Origin of the sequence: Ensifer sp. B1-9, assembly GCF_050474445.1 — a bacterium.
GTDB lineage: Bacteria > Pseudomonadota > Alphaproteobacteria > Rhizobiales > Rhizobiaceae > Ensifer.
The window spans coordinates 1-12,854 of record NZ_JBCHVG010000015.1 but is presented as its reverse complement, the minus strand read 5'-3'; the positions used below and the strand labels follow the sequence as shown (position 1 = coordinate 12,854).

Below are 12,854 nucleotides of genomic sequence, written 5' to 3'. Positions count from 1 at the left end.
CCCTCCCTTTTCGTCCTTCAGGAGTAGCGCGTGGCGGCAGACGACCGTATCAGGAGCCTCAGTGCGGAATTCACGACGGCTGTAGCATTCAGGCTCAGCCTTGATGTTGCTGTGTTGATCTGGGACGCACCTGCAGAACTGCCGGCGAAAACGAAATACGCGCTAAATGCATCCCGGTCTCTCGTTCCCCTCGTCAGCATGACCCTTCCGCGCGCCGATGGCGGGCAACGTGTTTTCTGGGCAATGCGTGCGGGAAGCGAACGCGAACTTGCGGAGATCGCCGTCGGTCACGATGTCCTTCAAACCGTCGTCCTCGAGCCAGCCGGCAAGCTTCCGTTCCTCGACATGGCGGGCCAGTTCGCCGGCCTTATACCGGAGGGGCGCTTCAAGTTTCTCAACACCCTGCTCACCGTCTGGAGGAGCGCATTCAGGCTCTCCCGCGATGAGTTCTTTACCGGCCTTGTCGACGACGCGATCCACGCCCTGAACCTTGGCCAGCGCCCTGCGGCGATTGCCTGCCGTCTCGCCGATGGCCGATATCTGGCGGAAACGACCATAAGCGCCGAATTCGGCGAGATCAGCGCGATTTATGCGTTGAGCGCGGACGCAGTTCTTCCGCTGCCGCAGCAGTTTGCCGTCACCGGTCGGGCGGAGCGCGGCTGGCGCCGCTGCCACTTCGTCATCGAAACGCCGCGTGCGCCGCAGGCGCTCTCCCTGATGATCATGGGTAAGCGCGGGATTGCGATCCGTGAGGTGGCGGATCGCGGTGCACGCTCGCCAAGCCTGCAGGAGTGGTGGCCCGAGCACGGCGCCGCCCCAGGACTACGGGAGTTCGTCGTCAGGTGTCTCTCCGCAATGCCAGAGGGTGGAACGGCACTCGCAACCGACTTGCAGCTTCGTTCGCCCTTGCAGGCGCGCCAGGCCGGCAAATCCCCGCTCCATCCCGGTGCAGAGATCGATCTGGCGCTTGCGCTTGCCGATGGCTTGCTTGTCGGCGGCTGGACGCGTGACCCGTCCGGCGCGCTTGCCGGCATCGACTATCTCCAGGAAGACGGCACGGCGCTTCCGCTTGACGGCAACTGGTATGAATTCCCCGGCTGGGCCCGCGGAGCGGAGGAAGGCTCGAAGACCGACGTAACGGGCTTCGTCAGCTGGCTGCCGATGCGCGAGCCGCTCGGCGCCCTGCTTCAGCCCCGGTTCCAGATGCGGCTTGCTTCCGGCGCCGTCAAATCGCTCGTGCCGAAGCCGCAGCCCTTCGATCCCGTCACACAGCGCAACCGCATTTTAAGGGCGGTCCCGCCTCAGCATGCCATCGATGCGGCTTTCCGCACGATCCTGGCGCCCGCGCTCAAGGACGTGGAGGAAAGATTGGGGAAGACGATCAGGGTCGATCAGACGAAGGACTTCGGTCCGATGCTGGAAGCGCCCCTGGTCTCGATCGTCGTGCCACTCTACCGCGTTCTCGATTTCCTGCGCTTCCAACTCTCTGGCCTCGCCACCGACCCCTTTGTCGCAGCCAATGCCGAGATCATCTATGTGCTGGATTCTCCCGAGATCCACGACGAAACGGAACATCTGCTCGGCGGCTTTCACCTGTTGCACGGGCTCTCGATGAAGCTCGTGGTGATGAACCGCAACGGAGGTTATGCCCGAGCATGCAATGCCGGCGCACGTTATGCCCGCGGTTCCGTCGTCGTGATGCTCAACTCGGATGTCGTGCCTTGCGGACCGGGCTGGCTCGAGACACTCACGCTCCCCGTTCTCAAACAGAAGTCGCTCGGCGCGATCGGTCCGAAGCTGCTTTTCGAGGACGGATCGCTGCAGCATGCGGGTCTCTATTTCGGCCGCAACAAGCAAGGCATCTGGCTGAACCATCATTTCTACAAGGGTATGCCCGGGGCTTACGCGCCCGCGCAACAAGCACGCAGCGTGCCAGGGATCACCGGTGCGTGCCAGGTGATGCGCCGGGAAGTCTGGGAGCACGTCGGCGGCTACTGCGAGGACTTCGTGATCGGCGACTACGAAGACAGCGATCTCTGCCTCAAGATCCGGCAGGCCGGTTTTGACATCGTCTATGAACCGGCCGCCTGTCTCTACCATCTCGAGCGGCGATCGATCAGCCGCAGCCAGGACTACACGCGCGGTGTGGCGAGCCAGTACAATGCCTGGCTGCACACCGAGCGCTGGAACGACGACATCAGTGCGCTGATGCCAGCCTACCTCGGCGCCGAAGAGGCGGCAGCGTCGAGCAGTCTCAAGTCTGCCGCCAGGAGCGCCGCATGAACCAATCCGCACTTCGCCACGCAGACAGCCTGCAAACGGCCTGGCAGCTGAACGAGGACCGCATCGACGGGATGCTTCAAACGGTCCTTGCCAATCGTTTCCTGCCGCAGCCAGACAGCAACAGCGTCTTCGTCGGAGACGGCAACTACCGGGCGGTTGGCGCCGAATTTCTCGGCCATTTCATTCGCATGGGCGGCTTGCAGCCGGAAAGCTCCGTGCTCGACATCGGCAGCGGCATCGGCCGGATGGCGGTCCCGCTGACGCAGTATCTTGACCCCGAGCGCGCCCGCTACGTCGGCGTCGATCCGGTGGAAGGCGGTGTCGCCTGGTGCCGCAAGTCCGTCACGCCGGTCTACCCGAACTTCACGTTCGAGCATGTGGACATTGCCCACGAACTCTATAATCCCATGGGCAAGATCAACGGCAAGGCGCTGAAGCTGCCCTATCCGGACCGCACGTTCGATTTCGCGATCATGACGTCGATCGTCACGCATCTGCCGCCGGACGAAGTGCTTGTCTATTTCAGCGAGATCAGCCGGATGCTGAAGCCCGGCGGCCGGCTCTTCGTGACGGCATTCGTGGTCGACCGCGTCGCCGCAAAGAACGAGAACGGCAGGCGGGATCCGCGCCTCGGCTTCAACCGCATCGGCGACGGTCCCTGCTGGTTCGTCCCGAGCCTGCCGCCGCTCGCCGCCGTTGGTTTCGACGACGGATTTCTCGATCGGGCGCTCGAACGGGCGGGCTTTTCAACCATCCTGAAATCACTTGGCCATTGGCGCGGGCAGGATGCCGGTCACTACCAGGATGTCTTCGTTGCCGAACGCCGGGGTGCAATGGGATGAAGAAGCGCATTCTGGTCGCCGCGCACAATCATCCGGCACTCCATCCCGGCGGCACGGAGATTTTCGCGCACGACCTCTTCCGAGCCTATCAGCGCGCCGGCCATGACGTGCTCTTTCTCGGCGCCACCAACCAGACCCACCGGCAGGTGCGCCCAGGCACGAGCTTCCAGGCGATCGGCTCCGAGGGCGACGAGGTGCTGTTGTGGTCCGGTCATTTCGACCGCTTCTTCATGAGCCAGATCGACCTTTATGGCGTCGTGCCCGATCTCACCGAACTTCTGCGCGATTTCCAGCCGGACGTGGTCCACATCCACCACCTGCTGCTGCTCGGCGCCGAGTTTCCGCACATCGTGCGCCGGACCTTGCCCGAGTGCCGCGTCGTGATGACGCTGCACGACTACTATCCGCTCTGCCACCATGACGGGCTGATGGTGCGCACCACCGGCAAGGAGCTTTGCCACAAGTCGACGCCCGATCGCTGCCACGCCTGTTTCAAGGATATCCCGCTCGACCGCTTCGTGCTTCGCGAGCAGCACATCAAGGCACTGCTCCGCACCGTCGATCGTTTTGTGTCGCCGAGCCAATTCCTGCGGCAGAGATTTATCGACTGGGGCCTCGACGGAGAGCAGATCGACGTTATCGCGAATGGCTTGCCGCGGCGAGACGTTCCGGCGAGGAAGGATCGACAGGACAACGATCGGCCGATCTTTGGCTACTTCGGCAACCTCAATCCCTGGAAGGGCACCACCGTCCTGCTCGAGGCTGCGCGGCAACTGATCGACGAGGGGCTTCGCTTCGAGCTCAAAGTGCACGGCGGCGCGCCGTTCCAGAGCGACAGTTTCAAGGACGAGATCGCGCGCCTCTTCAAGAAGACGGCCCCTACCGTCCAGCAGCGCGGCGCCTACAGGCGCGAGGATATTGCCGACCTCATCGCCGCTGTCGATTGCACCATCGTGCCTTCGATCTGGTGGGAGAACGCGCCGCTCGTAATCGGCGAGGCGCAGTCCCAGCGCAAGCCCGTGATCGCGAGCAATATCGGCGGCATGGCCGAAATGGTTCAGGACGGGGTAAGCGGCCTGACCGTTACGCCCAACGATCCCCGGGCCTTGGCCGCTGCCATGCGCCGCATTGCGGAGAACCCTGACCTTCGGCGCCGCCTCTCGGCGAACGCCCGTAAACCCGACGATATCGATGCCACGGCACGCCGCTATCTTGCGCTCATTGACGCGATTGAGCCGGCAAGAACCGCTGCGGCATAGAGCGGATAAAGTGGAAACTGAACATTAGGAACCCGCTCCAAGCCTTTGTTTATACGCATTTCCGGACGCAAAACCGCTACGCATTTTTGCTGGCAGTGCTTTAGAGGAAGACCATGTCTGTAGCAGCCGACAAACCGGATGTCGCACCGGAACAAAACAACGCAAAGCCACTGAAGGGTCGCGTGGACGCAATCGATCAAGGCCGCGTTTTCGGCTGGGCCTTCGATCCCGAGACGCCCGAGAAGAGGCTTGCTATTCGCGTGCTTTTGGACGGCAAGGTGATTGCCGAGGCGCTCGCCGACCGCAACCGGCCCGACCTCAAGCGAAATGGGATCGGCGATGGCAACCACGCCTTTGAGATCGCGCTCCCCGAATTGGCAAGTGCACGCGCCGGCGAACTGATTGTCATGGCCTCGACGGAAAAGGGCGGCGAACTGCCGCTTCGCGTTCCGAAGCCCGACGAACAGGCAGCCGAGGCATTGATCGCCGCTCCGCTCGCCAAAGTGCTCGACAAGCTCGATGTGCTGATGGCGGCACAACGTCAACTCCAGGTCTCTCAGCGCTCGGCCATCCGGCAGAAGCTCGACGATGGCGAGGACGGCGAAGCTGCGGGACTCGTCGCAGTCGGCGAAGATATCGCAAGCCTCCGCTCGGAAATCACCCAGCGATTGACCGATCTCGACGTGCACCTGATGCGTCTTGATGGGGTCGTCGCAGGCATGGAAAAGAGCCTCAATGCCTTGAAGCAACGCTCAAACGGCGACTTGAAGCCGGCATTCCTGCTGCTCTTCGTACTTGCGGGCTTTACCGCAGGTGCGATCCTGACGCTTCTTCTGCGGACCTGAGGCGTCTCATGCCCAATCCGGAGCTTTCCCTTTCACAGAGCCCTGCGCCGCTCGCCCGGATCATGCGCAGCGGACGGGTCGTGGTGTGCCCGATCGATGAAACGCTGTTGCTTGTGATCGGCGCCGGCGGTCCATTGGCAGATCAGTTGCCGGTGGAGATCGACGAAGACACGACGATCCAGGCGATCGCCTCGATCATCGGCTGGCGGCTTGCCGCATCGCACGGATCCGCCACACACGGTTTCGCAGCCCTTATCCCAGTCGAAGGCATGAGCGGCATGCCGGCAACGCTGCGCTTCGGAAACGATGGCGGCGGCAAACGCTACATCGTTGCGCCGCGCACCGTATCGATGGGCGATGTCGCAGCGATGCTGAAGGAGCTTGCCGGCCCGCAGGTCGTCCATGTGCTTGGCCGCCTGGTGGACGTGTTGATGAAGCCGCCGCTCGATCCGAGGAAGCTTAACGCAATCACAACCCTGCTGAAGGCCGGAACCGCAAGAGACGGCTATATCGAGCTGCTCGGCGAAAGTAACGACGCTGCAATCGCGCTCAAGGGCTGGGCGCATGACATGGCCGCGGGCGTCTGCCGAGCCGTCGTCAGGGGCGAGAATACCTCGGTCGCCGACTGCAACATTGCGGTTTTCCCACGAAACGATGCACCGGAAGATGCCGTAGGCTTTCTGGGCCTCTTATCGGCGGACGACCTGCCGCGAGCGCGCGACATCCAGGGCATATTCTATCGCGGCCGCAGCGCCTGGCGCTACCTGGCCGTTCACGAGCGCAAGTTCGTTGCCGGGCCGCTTGAAACGCCGGGACATATTCGCGCGATGCTGCTTCAGAGCCAAAGCGCACCGCAGGTGCTGTTGCGCCTGCGCGAAGCGGCCAACGGTTTCGACGGCACAGAAACGATCTCAAGCCTCCCGCTTCCCGTCCGGCTCGGCGTCGACGCGCTCTACCAGGGGGACGATGGCACCTTCCTGATCTCGGGCTGGATGCTCGACCCTGACGATCATGTGCAAAGCGTTCGGCTGCGCCGCGGGCGCGCCGACGCGCGCCTTGATGGAACGTGGACGCGCACCGAACGGCTGGACGTCGAAGACGCCTTCGTGGACCGGCCGGAATTCAAGGGCGCGATATCCGGACATCGCCGTTCGCACGGTTTCATCGCTTTCGCGGATGGCCTCGTCGGCGATCCGGCGGCACCCCTTCACCTCGAAGTCACACTTCGCGATTCCAGCCGCGCCTATATGCCGCTTCACCCGACACGGCTCTCGGCAAGGCATGCGGCGCTGCGGCTGCTGAACGCCATCGACCCGACCAGTTGGGCCTTGCCTGATATCGTCGATCGGCAAATCGTCCCGTTCCTAGGCGCTGCGCGCGCGAACGCACCAACGATCGAAACCGTCATCGACATAGGCCGGTACGGCGAGGCGGTGGGGGCTGCCATCCTTGTTGCCGTGGGAGATGCAGAGGAGGATTTTGCCCCGCTATTGGGTCTTCTGGCGCTCGATCCGCACACGCGGCAGGCCCCAATCGTGCTCGTCCTGCAATCGGAACAATTTCGCCGGCGCGCCGCCCGTGTCCGGCAGCTTGCGGAATTTTATCGCTTGCCGCTGCGCCTGGTCTCCGTCGATGGCTCAAGCGATGCCACGGACTTGGCGCGGGCCGCAGCGCAGGCGATCGACAATGAGACCGTCATCCTGCTGTCAGCCTCGCTTACGCCCGCCAATCCCGGTTGGTACCAGACGCTTGTTGCCAACTACGAGACAAAAAGCGGAAGCATCATATCGCCGACCCTTGCCTACGAAGATCACTCGATCCGCTGGGCCGGCAGCACCGCGCTCGACCGTGCCGATTATCTTCAGTCGAGCCGCTATGCCGGCTATCCGGTCGGCGCCGTGAACCGCCTGAAGCTGACGCGGGTTCAGACCGCCTCGCTCGAATGTTGCATCATGTCGCGCACGGCACTTCTCGACGATACTGGCGTTTCGCCCACCTATCTCGGCGCGTCGCTCAAGGGGCTGGATCTCGCCTTGGCGCTGAGCCGCCGGGGTTACGAATCTTATTGGCTGCCTGCTCTTCAAATGCTCGGGTCCGATGAGGCGTCCGGCGCCGTTTCGCCAGCCACGGCCAAGTACGTGGAGCGTGTCGATCAGACCCTGTTCCGGGGACGCTGGATGCAGACGGTGGAAACAGAAGGAACGGCCCACAACGAGGTTTCGGCATGAGTGAAAAACTCCGCGTGCTGGTCGTTTCGCACGGCCACCCGACCCATTCGCTCGGTGGCGCCGAGATCGCATCCCACGGATTGCACAAGGCATTGAACGGCCTGCCGGGCATCGAATCGATCTACCTCGCCCGCGTCGGCAATCCCGTGCCGCGCCACGGCGCGTCGGCGCTGATGAGCCTAAGGCTGGCGATGGACGAGGTACTCTACCATGCCGAGGACTTTGATCATTTCTTCCTGTCCAATGGCGATACCGACGCGATCCGCCGGGACCTCTTGCGCTTCGTGGGAGACATCAAACCGGACGTCGTCCACTTCCACCATGTCATGGGCTTTGGGCTGGAAGCACTCTATGCGGTGCGTGACGCTCTCCCGAAAGCGCGCATCATCGTGACCTTTCATGAGTACCTGCCGATCTGTCACAACCACGGACAAATGGTGAAGCGCCCCTCGGGTCAACTTTGCAATGGCGCCTCGCCGATCAGCTGCCACACGTGCTTCCCGGATATTCCGGTGTCGCGCTTCGTTCGCCGCGAGCAATTCGTCCGGGGCATGCTGAACCTTGCCGACGCCTTCATCGCCCCGAGCGCCTTTCTCGCCAATCGCTATGTCGAGTGGGGTATCGCCGCTGAGAAGATCTTTGTGATCGAAAACGGCATCGTCATGGGGGAAAAGACACCCGCGCGCGAACTGCCAACGCCGACTGCACGACGCAACCGCTTTGCCTATTTTGGACAGATGACCCCTTTCAAGGGCGTGCATGTGCTGATCGACGCCGTGTCGCGCGTACCCGAGGAGATCTGGGGAGACGATTCGACGCTGATGATCTTTGGCGGCAACCTCGAGCGCCAGCCGACCGACTATCAGGACCGCGTCGCGAAACTGATCGAGGATGCAGGGCGGCGAGTCCGCTTCTACGGTGCCTATCAAAACCAGGATATGCCGCGGCTGATGCGTTCGGTCGACTGGGTGGTGATGCCCTCCGTCTGGTGGGAGAATTCTCCAGTCGTCATCCAGGAAGCGCTGCACCATGGCCGGCCGATCCTGTGTTCAGATATCGGCGGCATGGCCGAGAAGGTTCGAGACCGCCTGGACGGCTATCATTTCCGGGCCGGAAGCGCACAAGACCTTGCCGATCGGATGATAGACGTGCTGAGCACGCCGCGATCCTGGGACAACCTTCGGGGAACCCTCAGGCGCCCGATGAGCCATGTCGACTGCGGCCGTGAGCATGTCGCGCTCTACCGGAAACTGCTCAAGGAGGAGCAGCCGGCTCACGCCAGCGCCGCGGTCGCCTGAACGGAAACGCGCGCGCCGCCCCCGTCGCGCGTCCGCACCCCGCAAGGGACGAACTCCCGCCTCGAAGGTCATTCCATTGCTTATCCGCAATGGAATGACCTGGTTTTCTTAATGAACTTGAACGGGCAAACCGGCACAAGGCTTCGGGAATGGGTTTAATCGCCGCTCGGCCCCCACCACCGATGGAAGTGATGCACCGGCCCCCGCCCCCGCCCGATTTTCAAAGCGGCTCCGGCAACAAGCGCCTCATGCAGATAAGTCTTGGCGGCCACAACCGCGTCCTCAAGCGTCTGCCGGCGAGCGAGACCAGCCGCGATTGCGGCTGACAGCGTGCAGCCGGTGCCATGATCGTTCTTCGTCTCGACCCGCGGGCGCGACAGGCGCAAGGAGGTGTTCCCATTGAAGAGGATATCCACCGCTTCGTCGCTTTCGGCATGACCGCCTTTCATCAGCACGGCGCGCGTACCAAGCTTCAGGAGCAACTCCGCCTGGCGCGCCATCTCCGTCTCGTTCTCGGCAATCGCGCGTCCTGTCAACAATGCTGCTTCAGGCAGGTTTGGCGTCACGACGAGCCCAAGCGGCAGCAACTCCTCCTTGAGTGTCGCAATTGCGTCCTGGCGCATTAAAACATCACCTGAAGTGGCGACCATTACCGGATCGATGACGGTCAAATGCCCGTATCGCTTCAAGCCGGACGCGATCGCAGCAATGGTCTCCTGGCGCGACACCATGCCGATCTTCACCGCGCCAACTGCAAGATCCGAAAACACGGCATCGATCTGGGCTGTGACGACAACTGGAGAGATATCCTCGACTGCGGTGACCCCACGTGTGTTCTGCGCCGTGACGGCGGTAATCACGCTCGCACCATAAACGCCGAACGCTGAAAACGTCTTCAGATCCGCCTGGATGCCGGCACCACCACCGGAATCCGAGCCTGCGATAGTGACGGCGATAGCTGTCATGTCTGGCTCCACCGGAAATCAGAGGTACGCTCAAGGTAGACAAATGCGCTCACCAGCCAGACGCCCAGGCACGCGCCTGTTCCCGAGCGTGTTCCAGTCATCAGCGAGGAAACCGAATGATCGAGCGAGGGCGTTGATGGCTCGCTTTCCGGAATTCTACGTCGCGACATTCTAAACTATATGCAGGCACCACGATTCTCCTAAAACCAAATCGCGGTGATCCAGATGAACGGCGGAGACGCGGGGATGGCGGGGATACCCGTGCCGTTCCTACGCCGGATCTGGTTCAAGCGTCTGGCTCATCGCCACCTCAACACCGTCAAGTGCGCCCCTCGGCGGAATGTATGCTATTAGGGCGTGAGATCGGATGTCAACTGCGCGAGCCTAGCGACTGCGAATACCCGGAATTGATGCGGAATCGAAGAAGATTCAAGGGCGAAGCCGAATGGGATTGCTACCCGATCGCCTCGGTTCCCGACGCAACATTGCGCAAAGCACAGCGCCAACACTCCGCACAAGAGCATTGAAGTTCAATCGACAGGGCCTATGAGTAGGAGTGACGAGCGCGCTTGTCGCACTGCCTCAAACCGACTATCCATCTATTGAGGTGTAGTAACGGGGGAGCGAGATGATTGAAAAAGCCACAACGAAACAATTAAAAGTCGAAACAAGGAAATTTAGAAACGACGCGATTCGGATGGCGACAAAATGGGATCGGGAATGGTGTGAGTATTTTCAGGAGCCTTATGCGCATAAATTCTTCATACACATGAGGGGTGGAGATCGAAATTTGTGGATCGATAGAGACGAGCTCCGGCGTTACTCGCCCCGTGATTTCTATTTTGCGTCGGCTTTTGGAGAGTATGCTTTCGAGACGTGGACAGCTGGGGCCGACATCGTTGATAAACATATTCTAGAGGTGGGCTGTGGACCGGGCGCATTTGGCAAGGCCGCCGCAAAGATAGCCAGTTTCTACACTGGCATAGACTATTCCCCCCTTGCCCTTCACGTGGCAAAAATCGTTTCGCCAGACAATACTGCGTACCTTCAACTAACAAACATAGATGGAATCAGAAAACTCGAATCGTCGATCGATACGGTTGTATCGAGACATTTCTTCATTCACCAGAATGCGGAAAATGTACGCTGGCTTCTTCAGTTGTTTTATTTTGCTCTAAACGCAAACGGGAAAGCCGTTCTAGATTTTTGGCTGCATCCGCCCGAAGACAACAGCCATCGCGCGACTATTCGTGACGGCATGGGTGAAATTTCTGAAGAACAGGCCAGTTGTGTGTATTATTTCAGCGCCGAGAGCATTGCATCGCTGGTCGCAGAAGCAGGATTTGAGATTGTGGCGGACGATGTGGTTCACGAAGTAGACCGCCGGTTCGTAAGTATACAGAAGCCGTCCACGAATAGAAATCCATGACATGCGTTAATTACAATGCCTTTACGATGAAAAAATCTGCCTAAATCCAGCATGACGCATCTTGAAGGGGCACTAGTATTTGCAGTTGCTTCGAAATTCCCTTCTACTGGAAGCTGAAAGTTGCTTGGTCACCAAACATGCTATGCAAGCGGCTTAGAAACGCCATGTAGACCGGCGCACCATAATGAAATGGTGACAGACCCCAAACGTGATTGGGGTCTGATCGGAACGGAACATCATATTCGATGAATTTCACTTGGGGAAAAAGTGCACAGCGCCGATACAACTCATCCAGAAATGCATTTTCGACCTTCCAATCCCCCATCCAACTTGGCAGCGATTCCCCGCTATAGGTTTCACTCGCCCAGTATACTCGATTGACAATGACGTGCGCGTTTGGCCTTGCCCTTGAGACCACATCTAGAAGTAGATCAAGCCCTTTCTGCCATAGCTCCAGCTTTGGTCCGGATCTTCCCTCTAGGATTGTTCCGCTGGGCAGCGCGACTATTCCATCGTCACGTCTTTTCGCATCGGCATATTCCGATGACACGGTCAATCCAGCGCATTCTGACACCAACAGGGGGAATCTGTCATCAATAAAGTCGATAACGAGGGCGTCAAATGGTATTTCCCAGATCGAGCGAAACAGAATTTTCTCCATGTCTGCGAAGACGACATCTCTCTGAAATTTCGAGGGAATTCTCTGCAGCGCATCTTCATCGGAGAATTTTTTCAGGATCTGCGAAGCAAGGCTAGTTCTTGCTAAATATTTGGAAATAAAAAATAGCTCCCCGCTGGGATACTCAAAGGCATCACGAGATACGCAGCTTCCGAGGATAAAAATAGACCTACTCAAAATTCACCTGAAAATATTTCGCTACAATTGTGCAAATATAGTTAGATATACTTACTAAGACGTGCGGCTAAAGAATATCAACCCACATTTAGTGTCAGGCGCAAACCTCGCTTCCAATCCAGTCGTTCTCGCGAAGCTTTGCCCGCGAAAATGCTTCGGGTTATGTTTCATTCGACGGTCACCGATTTGGCGAGGTTGCGGGGCTGGTCGACGTCGGTGCCCATGAACACCGCCGTATGATAGGCGAGAAGCTGGATCGGCAGCGAGAAGATCATCGGTGCGATGACCTCGTCCACGTCAGGCAGCACAAGCGTCGCCATGGTGTCGAGCTTCGAGGCGGCAGCCCCCTTCTCGTCGGTGATCAGGATGATCCGGCCGCCGCGCGCGGCCACTTCCTGCATGTTGGAAACCGTCTTCTCATAGAAGCGGTCATGCGGCGCGATGACGATAACCGGCATGTTCTCGTCGATCAGCGCGATCGGCCCATGCTTCAGCTCGCCGGCGGCATAGCCTTCGGCGTGGATGTAGGAGATTTCCTTGAGCTTCAGCGCGCCTTCCATCGCCAGCGGGAAGCTGGTGCCGCGGCCGAGATAGAGCACGTCGTCGTACTTGGCGAGCTGGTGCGACAGTTGCTCGATCTTCGGCTGGATGGCGTTCAGCACCTGGCCCATGATGCGCGGCATCTCGGCGAGGCAGCGAACCAGCGTCTGCTCCTCCTCTGCGCTGACCATGCCGCGGGCGCGGCCGGCGCCGATCGCCAGCGACGCCAGCACCGCGAGTTGGCAGGTGAAGGCCTTGGTCGAGGCGACGCCGATCTCCGGACCGGCAAGGATCGGGAACACCGCATCG

General features: G+C 60.3%; 10 protein-coding genes. 7 read left to right on the top strand and 3 right to left on the bottom strand.

What is annotated here, in order from left to right; translation table 11 throughout:
• The first annotated feature begins 30 nt into the window (after positions 1 to 30).
• The 6 genes from ACQ5BM_RS26200 (at position 31) to ACQ5BM_RS26175 (ending at position 8,755) form a co-directional block, all read left to right on the top strand.
• Complete coding sequence (locus tag ACQ5BM_RS26200; protein WP_429817680.1) at positions 31 to 2,283, top strand: glycosyltransferase family 2 protein; 2,253 nt, start codon at positions 31 to 33, stop codon at positions 2,281 to 2,283.
• Positions 2,280 to 3,125, top strand: a complete 846-nt coding sequence (locus ACQ5BM_RS26195; RefSeq protein ID WP_429817678.1) for a class I SAM-dependent methyltransferase — start codon at positions 2,280 to 2,282, stop codon at positions 3,123 to 3,125. Before ACQ5BM_RS26200 ends, ACQ5BM_RS26195 begins: the two co-directional genes overlap by 4 nt.
• A complete protein-coding gene (locus ACQ5BM_RS26190; RefSeq protein WP_429817677.1) occupies positions 3,122 to 4,384 on the top strand; it encodes a glycosyltransferase family 4 protein in 1,263 nt (420 codons plus the stop codon). Before ACQ5BM_RS26195 ends, ACQ5BM_RS26190 begins: the two co-directional genes overlap by 4 nt.
• Before the next feature lie 113 nt (positions 4,385 to 4,497).
• Positions 4,498 to 5,229, top strand: a complete 732-nt coding sequence (locus tag ACQ5BM_RS26185) for a hypothetical protein (protein WP_429817675.1) — start codon at positions 4,498 to 4,500, stop codon at positions 5,227 to 5,229.
• 8 nt (positions 5,230 to 5,237) lie between these two features.
• Positions 5,238 to 7,457 (top strand): hypothetical protein, encoded by a 2,220-nt coding sequence (locus ACQ5BM_RS26180; protein WP_429817673.1) that lies wholly within the window; start codon positions 5,238 to 5,240, stop codon positions 7,455 to 7,457.
• Positions 7,454 to 8,755 (top strand): glycosyltransferase family 4 protein, encoded by a 1,302-nt coding sequence (locus tag ACQ5BM_RS26175; RefSeq protein WP_429817671.1) that lies wholly within the window; start codon positions 7,454 to 7,456, stop codon positions 8,753 to 8,755. Before ACQ5BM_RS26180 ends, ACQ5BM_RS26175 begins: the two co-directional genes overlap by 4 nt.
• Before the next feature lie 155 nt (positions 8,756 to 8,910).
• Here the strand turns inward: ACQ5BM_RS26175 and thiD are convergent, their stop codons facing one another.
• Positions 8,911 to 9,720, bottom strand: coding sequence for a bifunctional hydroxymethylpyrimidine kinase/phosphomethylpyrimidine kinase (gene thiD / locus ACQ5BM_RS26170; protein WP_429817669.1), 810 nt, complete (start codon positions 9,718 to 9,720; stop codon positions 8,911 to 8,913).
• A gap of 628 nt (positions 9,721 to 10,348) precedes the next feature.
• Between thiD and ACQ5BM_RS26165 the strand changes: the two genes are divergently transcribed.
• Positions 10,349 to 11,149, top strand: coding sequence for a methyltransferase domain-containing protein (locus tag ACQ5BM_RS26165; protein ID WP_429817667.1), 801 nt, complete (start codon positions 10,349 to 10,351; stop codon positions 11,147 to 11,149).
• Between the two features lie 103 nt (positions 11,150 to 11,252).
• On the opposite strand, the gene ACQ5BM_RS26160 is transcribed toward ACQ5BM_RS26165, so the two are convergent.
• Positions 11,253 to 12,005, bottom strand: coding sequence for a DUF6270 domain-containing protein (locus ACQ5BM_RS26160; protein ID WP_429817665.1), 753 nt, complete (start codon positions 12,003 to 12,005; stop codon positions 11,253 to 11,255).
• Positions 12,006 to 12,172: 167 nt separating this feature from the next.
• Positions 12,173 to 12,854: SIS domain-containing protein (locus ACQ5BM_RS26155; protein WP_429817663.1), on the bottom strand; the 682-nt coding region annotated here is incomplete at its 5' end.